Genomic DNA, 24,478 nt, shown 5'->3' on the forward strand with positions numbered 1-24,478 from the left:
GCGCTCCCCCACACTGGCCCCCCCCACCAACGCCCGCGCCCGCTGGGGGGGCCCTGTATATACGCGCGGCCGCGCCCTACTCGCCCCCCCCCCCCCCCCGGACCGGGAGGACGCCGCCGGACCGGGAGGGCTCAGTGGCCGCCCTTGAGGTTGAGCACGACCACCCCGACGATGATCAGGGCGATCCCCGCGATCTGGAGCCTGCCGAGCGACTCGCCGAAGGCGACGACGCCGATCCCGGCGACCGCCGCCGTCCCGGCGCCCGACCAGACCGCGTACGCGACCGAGACCGGGATGTGCTTGAGCGCGCGGCCGAGCAGCGCGAAGGAGAGCACGTAGCCGACGCCCACGCCGACGCTGGGCCAGAACTTCGAGAAGCCCTCGGTGAGCTTGAGGCAGCTGGTCGCGCAGACTTCGCTGAGGATCGCGAGGGCGAGGAGGAGGTAGGGCATGCCGGACTCAAACGGCCTGGTGGGCGCCGAGCTTCCCGAGCAGGGCTAGATCCGCGTTCGCCAGGCTGTCGAGCAGCGTGATCCGGGCGCCGTCCGGCATCGGCGTGGCCGTGGACGGGACGGCGAGCACGGCGCAGCCGGCCGCGCTGGCGGAGGTGACGCCGGTCGGGGTGTCCTCGACGGCGACGCAGGCGGCCGGGTCCAGGCCGAGGCGCTCGGCGGCGGCCAGGTACGGGTCGGGCGCGGGCTTGGTCCGCTCGGTGTCCTCGGCGGCGAGGGTGACGGTGAACCAGTCCCGGCCGATGGTGGACAGGACGAGGTCGACCACCCGGCGCGGCGAGGCGGAGACCAGCGCGGTGGGCACCCGGGCCTCGCGCAGCGAGGCGAGCAGGGCGAGCGCGCCGGGGCGCGGGACCGTCTCGGCGGCGACCTTGCCGGCGAAGGACTCGCCGAGCCGCTCGGCGACCTCGGCCTCGCTCAGCTCGGTGCCGCTGACCCGGTGCAGGTGGGCGGCGGTGTGCTCGACGGCGCGGCCGAGCACCTCCGGGGCGTCCTGGTCGGTGAGCGGGCGGTGCAGCTCCTCGGCGAGCTCGGCGGCGGCCTCCCACCAGAGGTGCTCGGTGTCGACCAGGGTGCCGTCCATGTCGAACAGGACGGCGGCGGGCAGTGCGGACTCGGGCAGTGCGGACTCGGGCAGCGCGGATTCGGGCAGTGCGGATTCAGGCATGGCGGTACCTTCGGTGGATCGTCAGGAGCGAAAAGGGGACGTCACAGGCTCTCAGGCCGAGCGGCGGTCCACCAGTACGGGTCGCTCGGGGAGGGTGAGCGCGGCGCGCGAACCGGCCGGGAGGGCGGCGGCGGCCTCGGTCGGCAGGTCGGCCTTGACCTCGGTGCCGTCGTCCAGGCGGACGGTGAGCCGGGTGACGGCGCCCAGGAAGGACGCGGTGACGACGAGGGCCGGGCCGTTCGCGGACGGGGTCAGCGTGACGTTCTCCGGGCGGACCAGCACCTGGAGCTCGCCGTCGACCGGCAGGGCGCCGTCCACGGCGTGCCGGCGGCCGAGCACCTCGACGCCCCCGTCGGTGCGGGTGCACGGGATCCGGCTCATGGTGCCGACGAACTCGGCGACGAACGCGGTGGCCGGGCGCGAGTACAGCGCGTTCGGGCTGGCGCACTGCTCCAGGCGGCCCGCGCGCAGGACGGCGACGCGGTCGGCCATCGACAGCGCCTCCTCCTGGTCGTGGGTGACGAACAGGGTGGTGATCCCGAGCTCCTGCTGGAGGCGGCGGATCTCCTCGCGTAGCTGGAGGCGGACCTTGGCGTCCAGCGCGGACAGCGGCTCGTCGAGCAGCAGGACGCGCGGCTGCAGGGCGAGCGCGCGGGCGAGCGCGATGCGCTGCTGCTGGCCGCCGGACATCTGGTGCGGGTAGTGCCCGGCACGCTGCGGCAGGCCGACGAGCTCCAGCAGCTCCTGGGCGCGCCGCCGGCGCTCGGCCTTGCCGGCGCCGCGCATCCGCAGACCGAAGGCGACGTTGTCGAGCGCGGTCAGGTGCGGGAAGAGGCTGTAGGACTGGAACACCATGCCCGCGTCGCGCTTGTGCGCCGGGATCGCGGTGATGTCCCGGCCGTCGACGAGGACCTCGCCGGAGTCGTGCTGCTCGAAGCCGGCCAGGATGCGCAGCGCGGTGGTCTTGCCGCAGCCGGACGGGCCGAGCAGGGCGAGCAGTTCGCCCGGGTTGACGGTCAGGTCCAGGCCGTCGAGGGCGGTGGTGGCGCCGAACGAGCGCCGCAGGGAGCGGAATTCGACGGTCGCGCCGCCGGTGGCCGGGGCCGTGCCGGTGGCGGTGGCGGTAGCCGTGGTCATGGGGGAGGTACTCCTGGGAAGCGGAAGGGGCGGATCAGGACCGCGCGGCCTTGCGGCCGCGGCCGACGGCGGACATCAGCAGCAGGACGAGCCAGACGATCAGCAGGCTGAGCATCGACACGGCGACGGACATCTGGCCGTCGCTCTTGCCGTTGGAGTTGATCCACACCGAGAAGGGGGCGAAGCCGAGGATCGAGGCGGTGGTGAACTCGCCGAGCACCAGGGCGACGGTGAGCACGGCCGCGTTCAGCAGCCCGCTGCGCAGGTTCGGCAGGACGACGGTGAACACCGCGCGCAGCCAGCCGGCGCCGCAGTTGCGGGCGGCCTCGACGAGGGTGACGACGTCGACGCCGCGCATCCCGGCGTCCAGCGCCCGGTAGGCGAACGGGAGCGCCATCAGCACGTACGCGATGATCAGGACGACGGGGAAGTTCGGGTCCTGGATGGCCACGATGGTCTGGAAGAACGGCGTGTCCTGCAGGTAGTCCGGGCCCCAGCGCAGCACGCCGATGATGCCGGTGGTCAGCGCGACCACGGGGACGACCAGCGGCATCGAGCACATGATCTCGATCACCGGGCGCAGCTTCGGCGCGCCGAGCCGGGCGGCGAGCATCGCGGGCACCAGCAGGAGCAGCAGCACCGCCACGGAGACGCCGGCGAGTTCGAGGCTCAGCACGAGGCTGTCGGTGAAGCCGGGGGCGTTCACCAGCTCCGTGTAGGCGCGGAAGGTGGTGCCGCCCTTGTTGTCGTCGATGCTGAACCACAGCGACGCGGCCATCGGGACGGCGAAGTAGATCCCGCAGATCAGCAGGACGAGGCCGCGGCCGAAACGGATGCGGTTGATCAGGCGAGCCACTTGGCACTCCGGCGCTGAAGGGGCAGGTACACGGCCATCACCAGGCAGGCGACCACGATCATGTCGAGGCCGAGGGCGAGGGCGAGGTTGCCCTGGCCGACCAGGACGTTGCCGGACAGCGCGTCGCCGATCTGCATCGAGATCAGCGGCACCGAACTGCCCACCATGGCCTCGGCGGTGGCGTACGCGGCGAAGGAGGCGCCGAAGAGCAGCACGAAGCCGCCGAGCAGCGAGGGCGCGAGCACCGGCAGGGCCACGTGGCGCCAGTACTGCACGCCGGTGGCGCCGTTGTTGGCCGCCGCCTCGCGCCACTGGGTGCGCAGGCCCTCCAGGGCCGGGGTGATGGTGATGACCATCAGCGGTACCAGGAAGTACAGGTAGACCACCGAGAGGCCGGAGAAGGTGTAGAGGTTCCAGCCGTGCTTGGTGAGGCCGAACTGCTTGGTGACCTCGCCGGAGTTGCCGAGGGTGGCGACGAACATGAACGCGAGCGGGACACCGCCGAAGTTGGCGAGCACGCCGGAGGCGGACATGACGGCCTCGCGGAACATCCGGAACCGGGAGGTGGCGACCGCCTGGGCCAGCGGCAGGCCGACGACGGCGGCGATCAGCGCGGTCAGCAGGGAGAGCTTCACGCTGCCCCACAGGGCGGTGAAGTACGCGCCCTGCAGCGAGCCGGTGAGGTTGTCGGTGGTGAACGTGCCGCCGCCGTCGGGGGCGTCGGAGGAGGTCGTGAACGCGCCGATGGCGATCGCGATGGCGGGCAGCCCGAAGCCGATCGCGAAGAACAGCAGCAGGGGGAGGGCGGCCAGCCAGGCCCGGCCGCGGGGTCCGCCGCGCTTGCCGGGGCGGGGGGCCTTGGCGGCCGCGGTGGTGGCCGGGGATTCGGGGGTGACGGAGCCGGGGGCGCCGCCCCCGCCGCTACGCGCGGCGGAGGCGGAGGCCGGCACCGGGGTGGGAGCCGTGGTCATCTCAGGTCAGCCCGCGATCGCCTTGGCCCAGTTCTCGGTCACGACCTTCTTGGCCGCGTCGGTCTGGTCCGGGGTGGGGAAGGTGGTGAAGGGCTTCTCGACCGGCGGCAGCTTCGAGGCGGCGTCGGCGTCCAGGGTGCCGGCGGCCTTCATGGCGTCGAAGAGGGCCGGGGTGGCGAAGCCGCCCATGAAGCCGTTCTGGCCGGCGGCGCTGTAGAGGTACTCCTCCCACAGGCGGGCGGCGGCCGGGTGCGGCGCGTCCTTGTTGACGGCCTGGTTGTAGTACTGCGCGTAGGAGCCGTCCGACGGGATGGCGACCTGCCAGTCGATGCCCTTGTCCTTGAACTTCACCGAGTAGCCGGCGTTCAGGTACGACCAGTCGATGCTGATCGGGGTCTCGCCCTTCTCGATGGTCGCCGGGGTGACCTCGACCGGGTTGAAGTTGCCGGCCTGCTTGACCTTGCCGAAGAAGTCGATGCCGGGCTGGATGTTGTCCAGCGAGCCGGCGTTGGCGAGGGCCGCGGCGTAGACGGCGCCGAAGGCGGCACCGGCCTTGGTCGGGTTGCCGTTCAGGGCGACCATGCCCTTGTAGTCGGGCTTGAGCAGGTCGGCGAAGGTCTTCGGGCAGACGGCCACCTTCTTGGCGTCGCAGCCGATCGACATGTAGCCGCCGTAGTCGTTGTAGCTCAGGCCGTTGGCGTCCTTCATGGTGGCCGGGATCTTGTCGAAGTCGGCGACCTTGTAGGGGGCCAGCAGGCCCTGCTTGCCGGCGCTGATCGCGAAGGCCGAGCCCAGGTCGACGACGTCGGGGGCGCGGTCCTGGCCCTTGCGGGAGGTGATCGCGTTGATCTCGTCCTGGCTGGAGCCGTCCGGGTTCTCGTCCTCGATCTCGATGCCGTACTTCGCCTTGAAGTCGTCCATCAGCTTGCCGTAGTTCGCCCAGTCGCGCGGCAGCGTGATGACGTGGAGCTTGCCCTCCTTCTTGGCGGCGGCGACCAGCGCGTCCATGCCGCCGAAGTCGGCGACGGAGGTGGCGGTCTTCGCGTCCTTGCCGCCCGAGGCGCTGTTGGACTTCGCGGAGGACGAGCCGGCGGAGCCGCAGGCGGTGAGGGAGAGCGCGGCGGCGGTCAGGACGGCCGCGAAGGCGGCGGAGCGGGCGCGGTGCACGGACACTGGTCAGTCTCCTGATCGGGGTGTACTGCGAGGGGTGAGTGCGGAGCAGAGGTGTCTGATCGGGGGATCGTGCGAGTGGCGGCCGGTGCTCGGGTTCGTCCGATAGCCGGGCGAGTCCGTCCGAGTTGACTAGCCAACTTCGCTGACGGGGGTAAGTAACCCGGAGTCCGGTGACGGGAAGGTGAACGGACGGCCCAGAACCGGGGTCGGCTGCGGGAACGGTGGAATCCGGCCGGTCGGGAGTGATCCGTCCGGTGCGATGCTTCGAAGGCGCAGCGGGATAAGGTCGGGCTGTCCGCGCCGGTACGGCTGCGCAGGACACCGCCCCAGGAGGGACATTGACTGACGTGGCAACGGATCCCGGGCTGGAGCCGGGGCGGCCGGCGGAGCGCACGGGAGCCCTCTACCGCAAGGTGGCCGCCGACCTGCGCGAGGCGATCACCTCCGGCGCGTTCGGCGAGGCGGGCCGGCTGCCGGCCGAGGGCGCGCTGGCCGAGCAGTACGGGGTCTCCCGCGGGACGGTCCGCCAGGCGCTGGCCGTGCTCCGCTCGGACGGACTGGTCACCTCCCGGCGCGGCACCCGGCGCGTGGTGCTCGGCGGCGCGCGGGTGCAGAGCTTCTCCGAGCTCCTCAGCTTCACGCACTGGGCGTACTCGATGGGGGAGGAGCCCGGCGGCATCCTCGACTCGCTGGTGCGCCGCCCGGCCGACGCCGCCGAGCGCGAGCAACTGCGGCTGGAGCCGGGCGCCGACGTGTACGTGACGGTCCGGCTGCGGACGCTGTCCGGCACGCCGGTGATGGTCGAGCGCACCGTCTACCCGCCGCGCGTCGGCGAGATCGTGGCCGAGCTGCCGCCGGACGTCGTCTCGCACACCGAGGTGCTGCGCGAGCACGGCATCCTGTTCTGCGACGCCGACCACACCATCGACATCGTCGCGGCCAACGCGGAGGACGCCCGCCTGCTCGGCTGCCGCCGCGGCGGCCCGCTGCTGCGCGAGCGGCGGCGCACGACCGACCCGACCGGCACGCCGGTGGAGTGGTCCCAGGACCGCTACCTGCCCGGGACGGTGGCGTTCAGCGTGCACAACTCCCTGGCGACGTCCGCGCTTTCGCGGCACGCGCGCGAACTGGACTGAGGTGGAGCGGCGCGAGAGGGAGGACCAACCGGTCCTCCCCCTCGCGCCGTTCCGCTACTTCATCCGTTCCGCTACTTCATGAGCGAGGCGAGCAACGGGCGGTAGTGCTCGAAGTCCGGCGTGGGCGCACCGGCGGCCTTCGCCTCGTCGTCCCAGCGGCGGACGGCCACCGCGTCGGCGGCGCCCGGGAGCGCGGCGAAGGCGGCGGCCTGGGCGTCGTCCATCGGGCCGCCCTGGACCTTGAGCGTGTACTCGGACGCCTCGGACAGCCGCGCGCGGTAGTCCGGCTCGACCGCGCACAGGTAGCGCTTCGCCGCGACGTGCAGCCGGACGGGCCCGGTGACCTCCGGGCCGAACCACTGCGCCAGCCAGTCGGCGCCACTGTCGCTGTGCCGGTTGTCCTGCCCCTGCATCAGGTCCCGGCCGTGCAGGGTGCCATGGAAGTGTCCGACGTCGTGCAGCAGTGCGGCGGCGATCAGGTGCGCCGGTGCTTGGGCCGCCTCGGCGGCAGCCGCGGCCTGGAGCATGTGCTCGGCCATCGTGACCGCCTCGCCCAGGTACTCCCCGGCACCCTCGCCCGCGAACAGCTCGGCGACCGCGTCCAGGGCGGCGGTGCGGCGGTGCAGCACGGCGAGGGTGGAGGCGAGCGAGTCGAGGTCGGCGTAGCAGCCCTGGAGGTGGCGGTGGCCGTCCTGCTGGAAGGCCGTCCGGGCGTGCAGGAGGCGGGTGTTGTCGAAGATCAGGCAATCGCCGGGGCCGAGGCGGAAGGTCAGCTGGAGCTCCGGGCGGAGCGTGATGGCGGCAAAGCGGCGGTAGGCGGCGTAGAAGGCGTTCCTGTCACCACTGCGAAGGGTGCCGATCGAGCGGTTGTTGAACCGGACCTCGCGGATCCGGCCAAGGGCGTCCACGTCGATCAGCGGGCGGTCGGCGCGCAGTTCGGTGCCGCGGTCGCGGAAGACGAACGGGACGGGGGTGCCGGTGAGGACGGCGAAGTCCGCCGGGGCCTCCTCGCGCAGCACGGCGGCGGCCTTGAAACCGTCGACGAGCCCGGAGTCGCCGCCGGTGGCGGAGTTCTCCAGGCAGTGCAGGAGCTGGAGGGTGGGCACCGGGTCCCGGTACGGGTTGTCGGTGTGCGGCGTGATGGCGGCGCTGGTGAAGGCGAGGTTGTTCGGGTCCGGCTCGACGCGGACGTCGAACAGCTCGCCGTAGTTGGTGACTCGGACGAACCCGAAGCTCTCGGCGACCTCACACACCTTTCCCTCCGTGGTCGGCACGCCGCGCAGCACCGCGAACCCGCTGCGCCGGACGGCCGCCAGCACTGCGGCCTGCTCGGCGGGATCGGCCAGGTACGCCTCCCACCCGGCCTCCGGCAGCCCGCGCCGGAAGTCCGCCGCGACCCAGAGCCGCTTGTCGGCCTCGGTACGCCCGTCCCCGTCGCCGGCCTCGGCCAACCAGGCGAGCGGGTAGCGCGAGCGGTGGCCGTCCGACCAGAGCACCTCCAGGTTCCCGTTCATCTCGCACTGCGCCGCGATCGCGAGGTCCTCGGGCAGGTCGGCGATCTGGAACAGCTTCTGCCCGTTGCGGGGGTCGCGGCACTCGGCACACGGGCAGTTGTCGCGCAGCCAGTACGTCGGCAGCTCGGGCATGGCGGGTCTCCTCCTCGACGGCATCCCGGTCGGGGTGGAGTTGTATAGCCAACTTCACCCCGTCGCCCGGGAGCCTGCCGCCCCCCGGTGAGTTCCCGGTGCCCTGCGGGTGAACGCCCCGGGAACTGTGCCGGTAGCCGCTGACTGAAACCTGTTGCGTCACAGCTCCAGGAGCAACACGTCGTGCTCCGCCGCGCCCTCCCACGGAACCGCCGTGCCCACCCGGCGGTAGCCCCACGCCCGGTAGGCGGCCTGCGCTGCTGTCGCCTCCGGGCGGCTGTTCAGCATCACGCGCTGGTTCTTCAGTCCGTTCAGCAGGGCACGGTGCATCTCGGCGGCCACGCCCCGCCTGCGCCAGGCGGGGCGTACGGCCAGCTCGAACAGTCCGAACGTCCGCTTCCCGTTCTCGAGGCGGAGATCCTCGGCTACTGGCTCGATGAGCGTGTCCCACCAGCCCGTGCCGGCGGCCAGCGGGTAGCCGTACGCCATGCCCACCACCGTCTCGCCATCGAACGCCACCGCTGCCCGAAAACCCCGCCTGCGCACCTGCGACCGGAATCGCCGGAACGCGCGCTCCACGTCGGGCGGGCCCTCCCCGTACGGCGGTTCCGCGAAGGCCTCGGCGAACACGGCTTTCAACTGCTCTTCCAGGAAGGCCGTCTGTGCTCCGTCCAGAACCCTGACCATCACCGTCACGCTGCCTCCCCCTTATTCGCTGTCACCCCGAACTCCCGCATGTGTTCTACGAAATCCCGGGTCACTGCCGAATCGATGAGCTCGGCAGAGGCTGCCACGGTTCGTAGCCTCTCGACCAGCCGGGCAGAGGTCATGCCCTGAGCCGCGTCGGCGCTCGCGCACGCCTCCGCGCAGGCCTCTTCCACAGCGCCGGCCTTCATGAGCACTTCGGCCAGGCGTGCCCGGTACAGCGCCGCATTCCGGCTGTACGTTGGCCCGAGCCGGCTCACGGCGGATCTCAGAAACGGGATCGCATGGAAGGGGCGACCGTTCTCCACGTGCCACGCGGCAGTGGCGTAGTCGACCTCGACTTGGCCGGCGAACGCCGTCCATCGGGGAGCCTCGGTGTCCTTGTCGGACCGGTCGTGCCAGGTCAACGCGAGCGAAAGCGCGCGACGGGCGGACGCGTGATCCCCTGAGGCCGACAGCGCCCGCGCGAGTCGCAGGGCGACGACCGATCTCACTGCTGGAGCTCGGTGAGGAATCCGAGCAGCTGCGGCGGCGCCGGCCGACACCGTCGGCCGGTTCCGCCGCCCGGCTGAGGGATCCGCGCTCCGGCCGTTCGGGTGAGGGGGCGGTCCCGGGCGCGTTTTGGCGGGGGAGAAGGGGCGGGGCTGCGGCACTGTCGGGGTGGATTTGTCCCGATAGGCGAGAGGTGGCCGGGTATGGCTCATTCCAGGACGACGGCTCCGGCTGGGTCAGGGCATACCGGGCTCAAGCGAGAAGTCGGGATGGTCGGGCTGCTCTGGGCCTCGGTCGGCGCGATCATCGGGTCCGGCTGGCTGTTCGGGGCGCAGAAGGCGGCGGTGGCGGCCGGGCCGGCCGCCCTGCTGTCCTGGGGGATCGGCGCGGTGGCGATCATCCTCCTGGCGCTGATCCACGCCGAGCTGGGCGGGCTCTTCCCGGTGGCGGGCGGGACGGCGCGCTACCCGCACTACGCGTTCGGCGGGTTCGCGGGGATGTCGTTCGGGTGGTTCACGTGGCTGCAGGCCGCGACGATCGCGCCCATCGAGGTCCAGGCGATGATCAACTACGCCCGGCACTGGACCTGGGCGGACGGCTTCCTGAACAAGGACCTCACGCTGACGGGCAGCGGGTTCGTCGTCGCGGCCGTGCTGCTGGGCGTCTTCGTCGCCGTCAACTTCCTCGGGGTCCGGCTGCTCGCGCACACCAACAGCGTGGCCACCGTGTGGAAGGTCGCGGTCCCGATCCTGGCCATCTTCGCCCTCGGGATCACCGAGTTCCACGGTTCCAACTTCAACGTCCACGGCTTCGCGCCGGACGGCGCCAAGGGCGTGCTCGCGGCCATCAGCACCAGCGGGGTGATCTTCGCGCTGCTCGGCTTCGAGCAGGCCATCCAGTGGGCGGGCGAGAGCCGCAACCCCCGGCGGGACATCCCGAGGGCCGTGCTCGGCTCGGTCGTGGTCGGCACGATCGTCTACGTCATGCTCCAGGTGGTGTTCATCGGCGCCCTGCCGCCGGAGACCTTCGCCGGGGGCTGGGGCAAGCTCGACTACCCCGGCATCAGCGGGCCGTTCGCGGGCCTCGCCACGCTGATCGGGCTCGGCTGGCTCGCCACCATCCTGTTCATCGACGCGGTGATCTCGCCGGCCGGCACCGGGCTGGTCTACATCACCTCCAGCTCGCGGGTCACCTACGGCCTCAGTCGCAACGGCTACGCGCCGCAGGCCCTCCAGTACACCGACAAGCGCTCGGTGCCCTGGCTCGGCCTGGTCATCGCCTGGGTGGCCGGCGTGCTGTGCTTCCTGCCCTTCCCGAGCTGGCAGCGGCTGGTCGGGTTCATCACCTCCGCCGTCGTGCTGATGTACGCGGGGGCGCCGCTGGCCTTCGGCGTGCTGCGCAAGCGGCTGCCGGGGCTGGAGCGCTCGTACCACCTGCCGGCCGGCTCGGTGATCTCGCCGCTGGCCTTCGCGGTGGCGAGCCTGGTCATCTACTGGTCCGGCTGGGACACCCTGTGGCGGCTGGGCCTGGCGATCCTGATCGGGTACGCGCTGCTCGGCGGGTACTCCGCGTACGCCGCCTCGAAGGGCATGCCGAACGCGCCGCGGATGGACTTCAAGGCCGGGCAGTGGCTGCCGGTCTACCTGGTCGGGATGGGGATCGTCTCGTGGCAGGGGACCTTCGGCGTGGGCGCCCAGGGGAACCTGCCGCTCTGGTGGGACATCGGGGTCGTGGTGGTCTTCTCCCTGGTGGTCTACTACTGGGCCCTCGCGGTCGCGCTGCCGCGGGAGGAGATCGAGCGGAACATCCGGGGCGTCGAGGTGGTGGATGCGGGCGGGCACTGACCGTCGGAACGGAGAGCGGCCCCCGAGGAGTCCCGGGGGCCGCTCTCCGCTTGTGCGCTCAGCCTTCGACGGTCGCGGCCCAGGCGGCGTCGGCGGCCGCCAGGGCCGGCTCGGCGTCCGCGCCGGTCGCGGCGGCCAGGGCGGTGAGGCACGCGCGGACGGTGTTCGGCGAGGCCGCCCGGCCGTAGTGGTTGACCCGGAGCATCTCCGCCGCCAGCGCGCCGCCGCCCGGCTGGACGGGGAGCGACGGGTCGAGGGCCGCGGCGAGCTCGCCGGCGTGCACGCCCGGGGCGGTGCGCAGGGTGGTCGCGACCGGCGCGGCGTGTGCGTCCTCCGTGACGTACGGGGTGAGCGTGCCCAGCGCGCGGACGCCGGCGCGGGTCGCGGCCGAGGCGGCGCGGTGGCGGGCGATGACCGCCGGCAGGCCGTCGGCGGCGATGCGGTCGAGGCAGGCGCCGAGCGCCAGCATCTCCAACTGGGCCGGGGCGTGCGGCAGTACGGCCCGCCCGGCGTCCGTCCAGCGCTCCTTCCAGTCCAGCAGGGACAGGTACGAGCGGCGCGGGGCGGCCGGGTTGGCGGCGATCCGCTCCCAGGCGCGCCCGGAGACGGACACCGCGGAGACGCCGGCCGGGCCGCCCATCGCCTTCTGGCCGCCGATGACGCACAGGTCGACGCCCCACGCGTCGGTGAGCAGGGGCTCGGCGGCCACCGAGGCCACCGCGTCGAGCATCAGCAGCGCGCCGTGCTCGCGCACCACGGCGGCGATCTCGGCGACCGGGTTGGTGTTGCCGGTGGCGGCCTCGGCGTGGACCAGCGAGACGAAGTCGATCGCCGGGTTCGCGGCCAGCGCGTCGGCGACCTGCCGCGCGCTCACCGCGCTGTGGAAGGGGACCGCCAGGTCGACGACCTCGGCGCCGCACGAGCGCAGCCAGTTCCCGAAGGTCTGGCCGTACGGGCCGGTGACGATGTTGAGCGCGGTCGAGCCCGGGTGCGCGGCGCCGCGGATCGCGGCCTCCAGGGGCAGCAGCGCCTCGCCCTGGGTGACGATCACGTCCGCGGAGGTGTGCAGCAGCGCGGCCACCTGGTCCTCGATCGCCGCGAACCCGGCGGCGCTGAGCGGGGGGAGGTCGTCGAGGAACACACTCACAGCTGGTGCCTTTCGCGCACGGGTGGTTGGGACGGGAACGAGTCTGCCGCATTCTCGCCGCTCACACGGAACCCGCCCGTCGGTAGAGTGCGGGCCATGAGCGATGGCGCGGTGCTGCACGTCCGGGGTCGGGTGCTGGTCGGTCCGGAGGACGTCCGGGACGAACTCTGGGTGGTGGACGGCCGGGTGAGCTTCACCCGCCCGCCCGGCGCCGGGGACGTCCGGACCGTCACCGGCTGGGCGCTGCCCGGCCTGGTCGACGCGCACTGCCACGTCGGCCTGGACGCGCACGGCGCGGTGGACGCCGAGACCAGCGAGAAGCAGGCGCTCACCGACCGCGACGCCGGCACCCTGCTGATCCGCGACGCCGGCTCGGCCGCCGACACCCGCTGGATCGACGAGCGCGAGGACCTGCCGCGGATCATCCGGGCCGGGCGGCACATCGCCCGCACCCGCCGCTACATCCGCAACTACGCGCACGAGATCGAGCCGGGCGACCTCGCCGCCTACGTCCGGGCCGAGGCCCGGCGCGGCGACGGCTGGGTCAAGCTGGTCGGCGACTGGATCGACCGCGAGCACGGCGACCTCACCGCCTGCTGGCCCGGCGACGCGCTGGCCGAGGCGATCGCGGCGGCGCACGAGGAGGGCGCGCGGGTGACGGCGCACTGCTTCGCGGCCGAGTCGCTGCCGGACCTCCTCGCGGCCGGCATCGACTGCGTCGAGCACGCCACCGGGCTGACCGAGGAACTGATCCCGGCCTTCGCCGAGCGCGGGGTGGCGATCGTCCCGACGCTCGTCAACATCGCGACCTTCCCCGCGCTGGCGGCCGGCGGCGAGGGCAAGTTCCCGGCCTGGGCCGCGCACATGCGCCGCCTGCACGAGCGCCGCTACGACACCGTCGGCGCCGCGCACGACGCCGGGATCCCGGTCTTCGTCGGGACGGACGCGGGCGGCTCGCTCGCGCACGGCCTGGTGGCGGAGGAGGTCGCCGAGCTCGTCAAGGCCGGACTGAGCCCGAACGAGGCGCTGTCGGCGGCGAGTTGGGGTGCGCGCGAGTGGCTCGGGCGTCCGGGCCTGGAGGAGGGCGCCCCGGCGGACCTCGTGGTCTACGACGAGGACCCGCGGGCCGACGTCCGGGTGCTGGCCGCACCCCGCACGGTGGTGCTGCGCGGCCGTCCGGTGGGATGACGGCTCTCAAGATCATCCGCTGAACGCGCTGTCGGCGTAGGCCGATAGGGTGGCGACCATGGCACCGCGTCCACTTCACGAGATCGTCGAGCCCGGCTGGGCGACCGCCCTGGCACCCGTCGCCGGGCAGGTCGCCGCGATGGGCGACTTCCTGCGCGCCGAACTGGCCGCAGGCCGCACCTACCTGCCCTCCGGGCCGAACGTGCTGCGCGCTTTCCAGCAGCCCTTCGCCGACGTGCGGGTGCTGATCGTCGGGCAGGACCCGTACCCGACCCCCGGGCACGCCGTCGGGCTGAGCTTCTCGGTCGGGCCCGAGGTGCGGCCGATCCCGGCCAGCCTGATCAACATCTTCCAGGAGTACGGGACGGACCTCGGCCTCCCGCAGCCGTCCAACGGCGACCTCACCCCGTGGACGCAGCAGGGCGTCCTGCTGCTCAACCGCGCGCTGACGACGGCGCCGCGCAAGCCCGCCGCGCACCGCGGCAAGGGCTGGGAGGAGGTCACCGAGCAGGCGATAAAGGCGCTGGTGGCACGCGGCGGCCCGCTGGTGGCGATCCTGTGGGGCCGGGACGCCCGGAACCTGCGGCCGCTGCTCGGGGAGGTCCCGGCGATCGAGTCGGCGCACCCGAGCCCGTACTCGGCGAACGGCGGCTTCTTCGGCTCGCGGCCGTTCAGCCGGGCCAACGACCTCCTGGCGCGCCAGGGGGCGCAGCCGGTGGACTGGCGCCTGCCCTAGCAGTTCCGGGTCACGGCGGAACGCCAACCTCACTCCAACGAGTGAAATGACGTTCCGTGTGACTCGTGTGACGGATCGTTTGAGAAGACTGGCGGCTCATCGTTCCACCGCTGTGGGGGTACCGCCATGTCTTCCCGACGAATCGTTTCTGTTGCCGCTGCCACGGTGGCGTGCGCACTGCTCACCGTCCCGCCCGCCCGGGCGGCCGGGCCGACACCGGCGCCGGCGCCCGGATCCCCGGGCACGGCGCGCGCCGTCACCGCCGAGCTCGCGCTGGACGTCAGCCTGCTGAACAAGGCGGTGGACGTGCCCGTGGACATAGCGCTGAACAAGGTGGAGACGCCCGCGCAGCGCGAAGGCTCCGTGCTGACCGCCAAGGTCGACGGTGTCGACCAGCAGGGCCCGGTCACGCTCGTCAAGGCCGACGTCGGGAAGTCCGTGACGGGCTCCGACGCCAAGGGCACCGCCGCCTCCGTCCGGCTGGTCAACGCCGACGTGCACGCCCCCGGCCTGCCGGCCACCGCGCTGCTCGGCCTGGAGGCGATGAGCGCCGAGGTGACGTGTCCGGTCGACGGGCAGCCGACCGCGAACGTCGTCGCGCCCGCGAAGCTCACCGTGCTCGGCAAGCCGGTCGCCGTCGGCCTGTACGCGCCGACCACGGTGGACGTGCCGCTGGTGGGCAGTGTCTCGGTGGAGTTCTCCAAGCGCACCACCACCTCGACCACGGCCGCCGCCTCCGCGCTGGAGGTGCAGGTGGCGGTGAACCCGCTGAACCTGAACGTCGCCAAGGTCACCGGGAAGATCACCGTCGCCTCGGTGAGCTGCGAGAAGCCGGTCCCGCCGACCGGCCCGGCCACGGCCACCCCGACCCCGGCGCCCACCACGGACGCGCCCACCGGCGTGCCCACCGCCCAGCCGGTGGCCGACACCACGGCGGGCGCCGGCGCCGCGCACGCCGCGTCCGCGCGCCCGGCCGCGGGCCTGGCCGAGACCGGTGGCAGCAGCGCCACCGGCCCGCTCGCCGCCGGGGCCGCGGCGCTCGTGGCGGGCGGAGCCGCCGCCCTCTGGGCCACCCGGCGCCGCCGCGCCGCGCACGCCCGTCACCACTGACGGACCGCCCCGGGGCACGGGAGGAAGCGGGAGTGTCACCCCCGGCACTCCCGCACCGTGACCGTGTCAACGCGGACGGTTGGTTCACATGCGCGTTACATGAGAGGAACAACCGGGAAACGGCGGCTTGCGACGCTACGCGGGCACCCACCACCCAGCAATGCGAGGGACCAGCCGTGGCAATCAAGGCCGAGTACATCTGGATCGACGGCACCAAGCCGACCGCGAAGCTCCGTTCCAAGACTCGCGTCCTGCCCAACGCCGACAAGATCCCGACCTGGGGCTTCGACGGCTCGTCGACCAACCAGGCCGAGGGCCACGCGTCCGACCGCGTGCTGGAGCCGGTGAAGGTCGTCAAGGACCCGATCCGCGGTGGTGACAACATCCTGGTCCTGTGCGAGGTCCTGGAGACCAACGGTGCGGCGCACGAGTCCAACACCCGTGCCCTGCTGCGCGAGGTCGCCGAGAAGTACTCCGCGCAGGAGTCGATCTTCGGCATCGAGCAGGAGTACACCTTCTTCAAGGGCTCCCGCCCGCTCGGCTTCCCGGAGGGCGGCTACCCGGCCCCGCAGGGCGGCTACTACTGCGGTGTCGGCGCCGAGGAGGTCTTCGGCCGCGAGATCGTCGAGCTGCACCTGGACCGCTGCATGGACGCCGGCCTGGCGATCTGCGGCATCAACGCCGAGGTCATGCCCGGCCAGTGGGAGTTCCAGATCGGCCCGGTCGACGCCCTGACCGTCTCGGACGACCTGTGGATCGCCCGCTACCTGCTGTACCGCACCGCCGAGGAGTTCGGCATCGACGCCACCCTGGACGCCAAGCCGGCCCGTGGCGACTGGAACGGCGCGGGCGCCCACACCAACTTCTCCACCAAGGCGATGCGCGAGGGCTACGACGCCATCATCACCGCCTGCGAGTCGCTCGGCACCTCCCAGGAGAAGGTGCTGGAGCACGTCACCCAGTACGGCGCCGACATCGAGTCCCGCCTGACCGGCAAGCACGAGACCGCCCCGTGGAACGTCTACAGCTACGGCGTCTCCAACCGCGGTGCCTCCGTCCGCATCCCGTGGCAGGTCGAGGTGGAGCAGAAGGGCTACATCGAGGACCGCCGCCCGAACGCGAACGTCGACCCCTACGTCGTCACCCGCCTGCTGATCAACACCTGCTGCGAGGCCCTGGAGAAGGCCGGCCAGGTCTGATCCGCCGCACCGCGCACGTACGGCCGCAGGCCCTTCCCCGCCACGGGGAAGGGCCTGCGGCCGTTTCCGGTGCCTACCGGTCGGGGGTCAGACCAGGGTCCACTTCTGGTTGGCCGCGCCTGAGCACGTCCACAGCGAGAGCGCGGAGCCGTTGGCGGTGGCCGCCTGCGTCACGTCGATGCACAGACCGGACTGGACGCCGACGACCGTGCCGTCGGCGTTGAGCCGCCACAGCTGGTTGGCGCCGCCGTTGCAGTCGTAGATGTCGATCTTGGTACCCGGTGCCGTCTGGTTGTTGTAGGCGTCGAGGCACTTGGTGCCGCCGTAGACGGTCAGCTGGCCGGCGGGGGTGTGGGTCCACTGCTGGTTGCCACCGCCGTTGCAGTCCCAGATGTCGGGCTGGGTGCCGTTGGCCTGGCTCGCGAACGGGAGGTCCAGGCAGCGGCCGGAAGCGGTGCCGAGCAGCGCGCCGGTGCGGAGCCACTGCTGGTTGGCCGCGCCGGAGCAGGTCCACAGGGCGATGCCGGAGCCGTTGGCGGTGGCGGCCTGCGTGATGTCGATGCACAGGCCGGACTGGAGGCCGGTCACGGTGCCGTCGGCGTTGCGACGCCACTGCTGGTTCGCGCCGCCGTTGCAGTCGTAGATGTCGATGGCCGTGCCCGGTGCCGTCTGGTTGTTGTAGGCGTCGAGGCACTTGGTGCCGCCGTAGACGGTCAGCTGGCCGGCGGGGGTGTAGGTCCACTGCTGGTTGCCGCCGCCGTTGCAGTCCCAGATGTCGGGCTGCGTGCCGTTGGCCTGGCTCGCGAACGGGACGTCCAGGCAGCGGCCGGAGCCCGCCCCGCGCAGCACGCCCGCGCTCGGGGTGGGCGCCTGGGTGCACGGCCCGGCGACCGGGGCGCCCGCGACGTCGGAGGCCTTCAGGAAGGCCAGCCGGTGGTTGTAGCGGATCGGGTAGTAGGTGTCGCAACCCACCACCAGCGTACGGTCGTTGGGGGCGCTGCCGTCGATGTTCTGCCCGTAGTAGAAGTCGGACTGCACCGGGGCCGCGCTCGCCGCGACGTAGGACTGCCCGGCCGGCACGGCGGCGTTCAGCGGGGTGACGGCCTGCGCGGTGATCGCGGGGTATGGGAGGTACGCGGAGGCCTCGGGGTAGCTGCGCCCGTACACCGGGATGGAGGCGGCGCCGGACTTCGGGGTCAGCAGGGTCTGGCCGGGCCGGTTGTCGGCGGTCGCGCTCTGGCCGCCGGGGTTGTAGAACCAGGCCTTCTGGCCGTCGTACCAGATGGCCGTCCAGTCGCCGCTCAGGTCGGCGACGACGTAGGAGGCGCCGGTGACGGCCTTGTCGCTCCAGTCGGCGGCCCTGGTGGAGCCGCCGTTGATCAGCGGGGCGCTCGGGTCCGGGCCCGTGCGCAGGTAGACGAAGTTCTCCGGGCGGTCGGCGGTGCCGGTCACCGGGGGCTGGTTGGTGGCGTCGAAGGCCGGGGTGATGGTGACCTTGCCGCCGACCGCCGGCAGGCCGCCGATGCCCGCCTTGAGCGGGGCGCCGAGCAGGTCCATGTAGTGCGACCAGTCCCAGAACGTGCCCGGGTCCCAGTGCATCCCGGCCACGTTCGCCTGGAGCGGGCCGGGGACGTCGTCGTGGCCGATGATGTGCTGGCGGTCCAGCGGGATGCCGAAACGGGTCGCCAGGTAGCCGACCAGCGCGGCCGAGGACTGGTAGAGCTGCTCGGAGTACCAGGTCGGGCGGTCGGTCGGGAAGGCGTAGCCCTCGTGCTCGACGCCGATGCTGTGCATGTTGACGGTCTTGTTGCCCGCGTGCCAGGCCACGTTGTTCGTGTTGACCAGCTGGGTGACGTGACCGTCCGAGGAACGCACCATGTAGTGGGCGCTGGCCTGGTTGCTCGGGTTCTGGAACGCCGAGATCGAGCCGGCGAAGCCGCCCTCGGTGTCGTGGATGACGATGTACTGGATCCGGTCGCCGTCGTCCGGGCGGTTGGCCTTGGTGTAGTTGCCGTAGGACGTCGGGTCGTTCGGGTTGGTGAGCGCGTACGCGGCGGGCTGGAAGTCGCAGCCGAGCGAGGCCGGGCACTCGACGCTGCCGTCGGCCGCCGCCGCGGCGGGGGTGGCCGTGGTGGCCGGGGCGGCGCCCGCCGGCGCGGTGTCGGCCGCCGTCGTGACGAACGCGGCGCGGGTGGCCGTGCGCGGGGCCGGCGCGGCGGCCCGGGCCGCCGTGGACGGGACGCTCGGGACCGGGACCGGCGCGAGGGTGACGGTCTCGCCCTCGGCGGTCTGCCGGGAGACGCCCTTGCGCAGCGTGTCGAAGACCCGGTCGGCGAACGGGTTCGCCGCGCCCGCGTCCCCGGACCGGCTGAACCGGGCCACCGCCTGGTACCAGGCGCTCGGGTCCGCCGAGGCGGCCCGGCCGCTCTGCTTCAGGGACTCCTGCTGGTACTCGGCCAGCAGCGCCGCACCCCCGCGGACGCTCTGCGCGGCGTCCCGCTTGAGGTCGTCCGCCGGACGGTGGATCAGCGCCGCCGCCGCGTCGAGCGTGTGCAGCTCCGGGCCGTCCTCGACGGGCGGCGCGGTGGGCGTGCCGGAGACCGGCCGCGGCGGGAGGTCGTCGCCGCGGCCGTCGGCCGTGTCGGGCCCCGGCCCGGCGGCCAGCGCCGCGCGGACCGCGGCGACGTCGACCTGGGTCAGGCCCATGACGTTGTAGTTGCCGGTCGTGCTCGGCGCGCCCCGGTGGGAGTCCCAGCGGGTCTCCTGGTAGGACAGCGCGAGCAGCACGCCCTCCGGCACCCGGAACTCGGCCGCCGCCGCCCGGAACTGATCCTGCAGCGAGCCCTGCGCGGGCGCGGCGGCGGCCGCCGGGACGAACCCGAAGGCCGCGCCGGCCAGTACGGTGGCCACGGCGGCGCCGAGGGCCCGTCTGCCGCGCGGGGCGAGCGGGCGCTGTGCCGCTCTCGGTATGGAAATCAACGGAGTCTGCCGACCTTACGCTCTGTCGTGTGGAGGCCCGGGCAGGTTCTTCCGGGCCGCCGCGACGCTAGCACCCCGGGGCCGGAAACCCGGTAGTCAACCCGGCCGGGGACGGTCAGGATGAACAGGTATGACGCCCCTTCTGCTCATCGACGTCGACGGGCCCCTGAACCCCTACGCAGCCCCCGGGGAGCAGCGCCCCGACGGCTACGACACCCACCACGTCCTGCCCGATTCCTGGGTGGCGCGCCGCCGGCCGGGGCCGGGCGAGCAGGTCGAGCCGCTGCGGGTGTGGCTCAACCCGCTGCACGGGCCGGAGCTGCTGGCCCTGCCGTACGAACTGGTGTGGGCGACCACCTGGATGGACGAGGCGAACACCTTCATAGGCCCCCGCATCGGCCTGCCCGAGCTCCCGTACATCCGCTGGACGGAGGTCTTCCGCGAGGACCCGGACGGCCTGCACTGGAAGACCCGGGACCTCGTCGCCTGGGCGGCCGGCCGGCCCTTCGTCTGGCTGGACGACGAGCTCGGGCCGCAGGACATCGAGTGGATCGCCGCCCACCACCCGGGTCCGGCCCTGCCGCTCTGGGTCGACCCCAGGGCGGGGCTCGGGGAGCTGCACTTCGCGGCGCTCCGGGAGTGGGCGGAGGACGGCGAGCGGGTGGAGGCCGGGCAGTGAGCGGGGACGCCGGAGGGACGGTCGTCGGGACGGTCGAGCGCCTGCGCCGGTACCCGGTGAAGTCGCTGCTGGGGGAGGAGTTGCCGCGCGCGGACGTCACCGGGCGCGGCCTCGCGGGCGACCGGGTCCGCGCCCTGCGCGACATCGGGACGGGCCGGATCGCCAGCGCCAAGCACCCGCGGCTCTGGGCCGGCCTGCTCGGCTTCACGGCCGGGACGGCGGCGGACGGCACGGTGGCGATCACCGGCCCGGACGGCCGGGGCGTGGACGAGGCAGCGCTGTCGGAGGCGCTCGGCCGCAAGGTGGAGCTGATCGCCGAACGCCCGCCCGGGGCGACGATCGAGCGGGCCGTGCCGGAGGAGGTGCTGGCCCGCGGGATCGGGGAGGACGTCGCCTTCACCGTCAACGAACTGGGCCGGGCCGCGCCGGACGGGACGTTCTTCGACTTCGCGCCGCTGCACCTCCTGACCACCTCGACGCTCGGCGCCGCGGGTGCGCAGGCCGAGCGCTACCGGCCGAACGCCGTGATCCGGACCGGCGGCACCGGCTACGTCGAGAACGGCTGGGTGGGGCGGGAACTGGGCATCGGGCCGAGCCTGCGCCTGCGCGTCCTGGTGCCCACCCCGCGCTGCGCCGTGCCGACGCTGCGGCACGGACCGCTGCCGCGCAGCGCGGACGCCCTGCGGGTGCTCGCCGCGGAGAACCGCCTGGTGCCGCTGGAGGGCATGCCGGAGCTGCCCTGCGCGGGCGTGTACGCGCAGGTGCTGGCGCCGGGGCCGATCGCGGTGGGGGACGTCGTCACGCTGCGCTGAGGACGGGCCCGGTCAGGCCTCGTCCAGCACGGCCGCCAGCGCGTCCAGGAAGCGCGCGGTCGTCGGCTCGTCCCGGACGGCGATCCGCAGCCACTCCTCGCCGAGGCCCGGGAAGGTGTCCCCGCGGCGGACGGCGAAGCCGCGCGCCCGCAGCCGCTCCCGCACGGCGGCCGCGCCCGGCAGCCGGACCAGGACGAACGACGCGGCCGGTTCCCCGTGCACCCGGACGGAGGGGAAACCGGCCAGGCCCTTCAGCAGGTTCGCGCGCCACAGGGCGAGTTCGGCGGCGGCCTCCTCCGCCTCGGCCAGTGCCGCCGGCGTGCTGCACGCCTCGGCCGCGGCCAGCGCCGGGGTGGAGACCGGCCAGAGCGGCTGCGCGGCGCCGAGCTCCGCGATCAGCGGCGCGGGCCCGAGCACGTAGCCGATCCGCAGCCCGGCCAGGCCCCAGGTCTTGGTGAGGCTGCGCAGCACGACCACCCGGCCGGGCAGGTCCCGGGCGGCGGCGAGGGATTCGCGCTCGCCGGGCACGGTGTCCATGAACGCCTCGTCCACCACCAGGGTGCGCCCGGGGCGGGCCAGCGCGGCCACGGCGTCGGCGGGGTGCAGGACGGAGGTCGGGTTGGTCGGGTTGCCGAGGACGACCAGGTCGGCCTCCTCCGGGACGGCGCCCGCGGTGAGCCGGAAGCCGTCCGAGGGCGACAGGAGCGCCCGGTGCACGGCGTGCCCGGCGTCGCGCAGTGCCGCCTCCGGCTCGGTGAACTGCGGCTGCACGACGGTGATGTGACGTGGTGTCAGCACGCGAGCGAGCAGGACGAACGCCTCGGCGGCGCCCGAGGTGAGCAGCACCTCGTCCACCGGCCGTCCGTGCCGCGCGGCGACGGCCGCGCGCGCCGTCGTCTGGTCCGGATAGGCGGCCAGTTCGCCTAGCGTGGCGGCGAGGCGCTCGCGCAGCCAGAGCGGGGGCGTACCGGTGCGGACGTTGACGGCGAGGTCGACCAGGCCGAGCCCGTCGGCGCGCACCTCGGCGTCGCCGTGGTGGCGGAGGTCGGGTTCGGCTCGGGTCACGCGGGGTCTCCTTGGTGCTGTTCCCGGGGCGCGTCCCGGACGTCGAGGGGCAGACCGGGGACGCGCAGGACGTCGTACGCGCCGGGCGGCACGCTCAGCGCGGCGCCGTCGCCGAGGGCCACGAGGGCGACGTCGTGGCCGTGCGAGGCCAGGGTGGCGGCGGCCCCGGCGCTGTCGTCCGTCGCGATCCGCCGGGTGGCCGGGCGAAGCAGTCCGGCGGCCGCCGCGACCGCGTCCGGCGGGCCGACCACGGCCGAGACGCTCCGCAGCGCCTCCAGGGCGCGCGGCACGAGCAGGTCGTGCGGCCCGGGGCCGAGGCCGACCAGCGTCAGCCGTCCGCGCAGCGCCGTCCGCGCGATCGCGATCGTCGCGTGCGCCGACTTCCGCTTGGCGACGACGAGTTCGCCGCCCGGCGCGCTCGCCAGCGCCGCCGCCTCGGCGACGCTCGCGGTGCCGACCGCGGCGCCGACCGCGGCGGAGGGGTTCGGCACCGGGACGGTCGCGAGCACGTCCGCCGGGTGCTCGTCCACCGGTGTCCGGCCGAGGCACCAGCGGGCCCAGTTCACGGCCGGGTGGTCGCCCTTGCCGGCCACGGTGGCGATGCGGGCGATCGACTGGCGGGACAGTCCGGTCTCCCGCAGGACGTCCATGAGCAGCCGCATCGCCTCGGTGTCCTCGGTGCCGCTGCCCGCACCGATGCCGAGGACGAGCGTGCGGGGGAGGACCGCGAGGTCGCTGTCGGGGTCGTCCGGGTCCTGCGGGTCGGGGATCCGCAGGACGGGTTCCTCCGCGGGTGCCGCTGTCGGGCCGCCGGTCCCGGTCCCGGGGGCGGCCTGCCGGGCCAGCTCGGCGAGCGCGGTCTCGCGCGGGTCCCGGCGGTCCGTGATCACCGGCTGGACGCCGAGCACGGCCGCCACCTCCCAGGCCAGCTCCGCGGTGGCGGGGTCGCTGCTCAGCGGGATCACGTACCGGCGCAGGGGGTCCACGCAGAGCAGGCCCTTGTCCTTGCTGCTCAGGTGGCCCGCGTAGTCGAACAGGCGGGCGGCTCCCGGGAGGGGTGCGAAGCAGATCACGTACTCGCACTCGACGAGCGCCAGCGTGATCGCCTCGGGCGGGCCGAAGCAGTTGCCGACCGAGGCCCGGTAGACCTTGCTGCTGTCCGGCCAGGCGGCGTGCAGTTCGGCGGCGAGTGGCCGCAGCGACCCGTTGACAGCGACCAGCCCGATCACGTCCAGCTCCTCAGCTCGCTCCTTGACCAGGGTTTGACCCGGCTTCGGGCCGGCCCCGTCCGGACCCGCCCCGACAGCCAAAAGCCCAGGTGATCCCACCACGCCCGGCCGGAACGGGTCAATCGCCGGCGGCTGTGACGTCGGTGGGGCGGCCCGCGCGCGGGCGGCAGCTGTTCGTCTGTTCTTCACTTGTCTTGTGCGGTACACGACACCGCGGCGATCCTACTGTTTTCGGCGCTCAACCCCCATCAAGCCCGAAGCACATTCGACGCCCGGAGGACCCCCATGGCCTTCGCACGACTCCGTACCCCCGGCACTCCTCGCCGCCGCACCCTGACCGCGCTCGCCGCGGCCCTCGGCCTCTCGGCCGGTTCGCTCGGCCTGTGGGCCGCGACCGGCGACGCCGCGGCCGACACCGCCGCCGCCCTGCCGACGCCGGACCACATCGTGGTCGTCGTCATGGAGAACCACGCCTACTCGCAGGTGGTCGGCAGCTCCAACGCGCCCTACGTCAACAACACCCTCGTGGCCGGAGGCGCGACGCTGACCCAGTCCTACGCACTCACCCACCCCAGCCAGCCCAACTACTACATGCTGTTCTCGGGCAGCTCCCAGGGCGTCACCGACGACAGCTGCGTCGACGTCGGCACCATGCAGGCGCCCAACCTGGCCTCCGAACTGCTGGACGCCGGCCAGACCTTCGCCAGCTACAACGAGGGCATCCCCGGCGTCGGCGCCACCGACTGCCGCGTCGACAACTACGCGCAGAAGCACAACCCCTGGTTCGGCTTCGGCAACGTCCCGACCTCCAGTGCGTACGGCATGGACGCGTTCCCGGCCGACTTCACCACCCTGCCCAAGGTGTCGTTCGTCGTCCCGGACCTCTGCGACGACATGCACGACTGCTCGGTCGGCACCGGCGACTCCTGGATCCAGACCAACCTCGCCGCCTACGCGGACTGGGCCAGGAGCCACAACAGCCTGCTCGTCATGACCTTCGACGAGGACAACAAGCTCTCCGGCAACCGCATCCCCACCGTGGTCTACGGCGCGCACGTCGCCCCCGGCAGCAGCACCTCCACCAGCTACAACCACTACGACGTGCTGCACACGCTGGAGGACCTGGCGGGCCTCAGCGCGCACGCCGGCAACTCCGCGAGCGCGAACGACATCACCGGCATCTGGAACTGACGCC

At 73.2% G+C, this 24,478-nt stretch carries 22 protein-coding genes; 9 read left to right on the forward strand and 13 right to left on the reverse strand.

Annotated elements, in window-relative coordinates; genetic code table 11:
- Positions 1-131: 131 nt before the first annotated feature.
- Genes ACFVSN_RS25525 through ACFVSN_RS25550 form a run of 6 tightly spaced genes read right to left on the reverse strand, consistent with a single transcriptional unit; the run spans position 132 to position 5,316 of the window.
- A complete protein-coding gene (locus tag ACFVSN_RS25525; RefSeq protein WP_380445204.1) occupies positions 132-452 on the reverse strand; it encodes a DMT family transporter in 321 nt (106 codons plus the stop codon).
- A gap of 7 nt (positions 453-459) precedes the next feature.
- A complete protein-coding gene (locus tag ACFVSN_RS25530) occupies positions 460-1,179 on the reverse strand; it encodes an HAD family hydrolase (protein ID WP_380506323.1) in 720 nt (239 codons plus the stop codon).
- Positions 1,180-1,230: 51 nt separating this feature from the next.
- Positions 1,231-2,316 (reverse strand): ABC transporter ATP-binding protein, encoded by a 1,086-nt coding sequence (locus tag ACFVSN_RS25535; protein ID WP_387956652.1) that lies wholly within the window; start codon positions 2,314-2,316, stop codon positions 1,231-1,233.
- 34 nt (positions 2,317-2,350) lie between these two features.
- Positions 2,351-3,160, reverse strand: coding sequence for an ABC transporter permease (locus tag ACFVSN_RS25540; protein WP_380445241.1), 810 nt, complete (start codon positions 3,158-3,160; stop codon positions 2,351-2,353).
- On the reverse strand, positions 3,160-4,143 hold the full coding sequence (locus ACFVSN_RS25545) for an ABC transporter permease (protein ID WP_387956653.1): 984 nt from the start codon (positions 4,141-4,143) through the stop codon (positions 3,160-3,162). Before ACFVSN_RS25545 ends, ACFVSN_RS25540 begins: the two co-directional genes overlap by 1 nt.
- A 6-nt stretch (positions 4,144-4,149) precedes the next feature.
- Positions 4,150-5,316, reverse strand: coding sequence for an ABC transporter substrate-binding protein (locus ACFVSN_RS25550; RefSeq protein WP_380445208.1), 1,167 nt, complete (start codon positions 5,314-5,316; stop codon positions 4,150-4,152).
- A 347-nt stretch (positions 5,317-5,663) separates the two neighbouring features.
- On the opposite strand from ACFVSN_RS25550, the gene ACFVSN_RS25555 reads away from it, so the two are divergent.
- Positions 5,664-6,452: a GntR family transcriptional regulator gene (locus tag ACFVSN_RS25555; RefSeq protein ID WP_359960935.1), complete on the forward strand. Its 789-nt coding sequence runs from the start codon at positions 5,664-5,666 to the stop codon at positions 6,450-6,452.
- A 71-nt stretch (positions 6,453-6,523) separates the two neighbouring features.
- Here ACFVSN_RS25555 and ACFVSN_RS25560 read toward each other — a convergent pair whose 3' ends face one another.
- The 3 genes from ACFVSN_RS25560 to ACFVSN_RS25570 form a co-directional block, all read right to left on the reverse strand.
- Complete coding sequence (locus ACFVSN_RS25560; protein ID WP_387956655.1) at positions 6,524-8,098, reverse strand: TauD/TfdA family dioxygenase; 1,575 nt, start codon at positions 8,096-8,098, stop codon at positions 6,524-6,526.
- Between the two features lie 159 nt (positions 8,099-8,257).
- Positions 8,258-8,785 (reverse strand): GNAT family N-acetyltransferase, encoded by a 528-nt coding sequence (locus ACFVSN_RS25565; RefSeq protein ID WP_387956692.1) that lies wholly within the window; start codon positions 8,783-8,785, stop codon positions 8,258-8,260.
- A gap of 5 nt (positions 8,786-8,790) precedes the next feature.
- Entirely contained in the window at positions 8,791-9,297 is a 507-nt protein-coding gene (locus ACFVSN_RS25570) for a hypothetical protein (RefSeq protein WP_387956656.1), read from the reverse strand.
- A 267-nt stretch (positions 9,298-9,564) separates the two neighbouring features.
- On the opposite strand from ACFVSN_RS25570, the gene ACFVSN_RS25575 reads away from it, so the two are divergent.
- Positions 9,565-11,139 carry an APC family permease gene (locus ACFVSN_RS25575; protein WP_380445216.1) on the forward strand — a complete coding sequence of 525 codons (1,575 nt, stop codon included), beginning with the start codon at positions 9,565-9,567 and terminating at the stop codon, positions 11,137-11,139.
- 58 nt (positions 11,140-11,197) lie between these two features.
- On the opposite strand, the gene ACFVSN_RS25580 is transcribed toward ACFVSN_RS25575, so the two are convergent.
- On the reverse strand, positions 11,198-12,286 hold the full coding sequence (locus ACFVSN_RS25580) for a pyridoxal-phosphate-dependent aminotransferase family protein (protein ID WP_387956657.1): 1,089 nt from the start codon (positions 12,284-12,286) through the stop codon (positions 11,198-11,200).
- A gap of 96 nt (positions 12,287-12,382) precedes the next feature.
- Between ACFVSN_RS25580 and ACFVSN_RS25585 the strand changes: the two genes are divergently transcribed.
- From ACFVSN_RS25585 to glnII, 4 genes are all read left to right on the forward strand, one after another.
- Positions 12,383-13,474, forward strand: coding sequence for an amidohydrolase family protein (locus ACFVSN_RS25585; RefSeq protein WP_380445218.1), 1,092 nt, complete (start codon positions 12,383-12,385; stop codon positions 13,472-13,474).
- 58 nt (positions 13,475-13,532) lie between these two features.
- Positions 13,533-14,210, forward strand: coding sequence for a uracil-DNA glycosylase (locus tag ACFVSN_RS25590; protein WP_380445219.1), 678 nt, complete (start codon positions 13,533-13,535; stop codon positions 14,208-14,210).
- A gap of 126 nt (positions 14,211-14,336) precedes the next feature.
- Positions 14,337-15,320, forward strand: coding sequence for an SCO1860 family LAETG-anchored protein (locus ACFVSN_RS25595; protein ID WP_387956658.1), 984 nt, complete (start codon positions 14,337-14,339; stop codon positions 15,318-15,320).
- Positions 15,321-15,496: 176 nt separating this feature from the next.
- A complete protein-coding gene (gene glnII, locus ACFVSN_RS25600) occupies positions 15,497-16,519 on the forward strand; it encodes a glutamine synthetase GlnII (RefSeq protein ID WP_380506308.1) in 1,023 nt (340 codons plus the stop codon).
- A gap of 87 nt (positions 16,520-16,606) precedes the next feature.
- Here the strand turns inward: glnII and ACFVSN_RS25605 are convergent, their stop codons facing one another.
- On the reverse strand, positions 16,607-19,429 hold the full coding sequence (locus ACFVSN_RS25605) for a ricin-type beta-trefoil lectin domain protein (protein WP_387956659.1): 2,823 nt from the start codon (positions 19,427-19,429) through the stop codon (positions 16,607-16,609).
- Between the two features lie 199 nt (positions 19,430-19,628).
- Between ACFVSN_RS25605 and ACFVSN_RS25610 the strand changes: the two genes are divergently transcribed.
- Entirely contained in the window at positions 19,629-20,177 is a 549-nt protein-coding gene (locus ACFVSN_RS25610; RefSeq protein WP_380445223.1) for a hypothetical protein, read from the forward strand.
- Positions 20,174-20,989 (forward strand): MOSC domain-containing protein, encoded by an 816-nt coding sequence (locus tag ACFVSN_RS25615; RefSeq protein WP_380445224.1) that lies wholly within the window; start codon positions 20,174-20,176, stop codon positions 20,987-20,989. Before ACFVSN_RS25610 ends, ACFVSN_RS25615 begins: the two co-directional genes overlap by 4 nt.
- A gap of 12 nt (positions 20,990-21,001) precedes the next feature.
- Here ACFVSN_RS25615 and cobC read toward each other — a convergent pair whose 3' ends face one another.
- Together cobC and ACFVSN_RS25625 are read right to left on the reverse strand one after the other, a co-directional pair.
- Positions 21,002-22,054: an Rv2231c family pyridoxal phosphate-dependent protein CobC gene (cobC, locus tag ACFVSN_RS25620; RefSeq protein WP_387956661.1), complete on the reverse strand. Its 1,053-nt coding sequence runs from the start codon at positions 22,052-22,054 to the stop codon at positions 21,002-21,004.
- Positions 22,051-23,283, reverse strand: coding sequence for a cobalamin biosynthesis protein (locus ACFVSN_RS25625; RefSeq protein ID WP_387956662.1), 1,233 nt, complete (start codon positions 23,281-23,283; stop codon positions 22,051-22,053). Before ACFVSN_RS25625 ends, cobC begins: the two co-directional genes overlap by 4 nt.
- Positions 23,284-23,568: 285 nt before the next feature.
- On the opposite strand from ACFVSN_RS25625, the gene ACFVSN_RS25630 reads away from it, so the two are divergent.
- A complete protein-coding gene (locus ACFVSN_RS25630) occupies positions 23,569-24,474 on the forward strand; it encodes an alkaline phosphatase family protein (RefSeq protein WP_380445227.1) in 906 nt (301 codons plus the stop codon).
- The last annotated feature ends 4 nt before the right edge of the window (positions 24,475-24,478 follow it).

It is taken from the genome of Kitasatospora sp. NPDC057904, from assembly GCF_042887925.1.
GTDB lineage: Bacteria > Actinomycetota > Actinomycetes > Streptomycetales > Streptomycetaceae > Kitasatospora.

What these genes read in the sequence shown, in the direction of transcription:
- ACFVSN_RS25525 (WP_380445204.1), bottom strand. Translation starts at nt 452, where the DNA reads ATGCCCTACCTCCTCCTCGCCCTCGCGATCCTCAGCGAAGTCTGCGCG.
- ACFVSN_RS25530 (WP_380506323.1), bottom strand. Translation starts at nt 1,179, where the DNA reads ATGCCTGAATCCGCACTGCCCGAATCCGCGCTGCCCGAGTCCGCACTG.
- ACFVSN_RS25535 (WP_387956652.1), bottom strand. Translation starts at nt 2,316, where the DNA reads ATGACCACGGCTACCGCCACCGCCACCGGCACGGCCCCGGCCACCGGC.
- ACFVSN_RS25545 (WP_387956653.1), bottom strand. Translation starts at nt 4,143, where the DNA reads ATGACCACGGCTCCCACCCCGGTGCCGGCCTCCGCCTCCGCCGCGCGT.
- ACFVSN_RS25560 (WP_387956655.1), bottom strand. Translation starts at nt 8,098, where the DNA reads ATGCCCGAGCTGCCGACGTACTGGCTGCGCGACAACTGCCCGTGTGCC.
- ACFVSN_RS25565 (WP_387956692.1), bottom strand. Translation starts at nt 8,785, where the DNA reads ATGGTCAGGGTTCTGGACGGAGCACAGACGGCCTTCCTGGAAGAGCAG.
- ACFVSN_RS25575 (WP_380445216.1), top strand. Translation starts at nt 9,565, where the DNA reads ATGGTCGGGCTGCTCTGGGCCTCGGTCGGCGCGATCATCGGGTCCGGC.
- ACFVSN_RS25585 (WP_380445218.1), top strand. Translation starts at nt 12,383, where the DNA reads ATGAGCGATGGCGCGGTGCTGCACGTCCGGGGTCGGGTGCTGGTCGGT.
- ACFVSN_RS25590 (WP_380445219.1), top strand. Translation starts at nt 13,533, where the DNA reads ATGGCACCGCGTCCACTTCACGAGATCGTCGAGCCCGGCTGGGCGACC.
- ACFVSN_RS25595 (WP_387956658.1), top strand. Translation starts at nt 14,337, where the DNA reads ATGTCTTCCCGACGAATCGTTTCTGTTGCCGCTGCCACGGTGGCGTGC.
- ACFVSN_RS25610 (WP_380445223.1), top strand. Translation starts at nt 19,629, where the DNA reads ATGACGCCCCTTCTGCTCATCGACGTCGACGGGCCCCTGAACCCCTAC.
- ACFVSN_RS25630 (WP_380445227.1), top strand. Translation starts at nt 23,569, where the DNA reads ATGGCCTTCGCACGACTCCGTACCCCCGGCACTCCTCGCCGCCGCACC.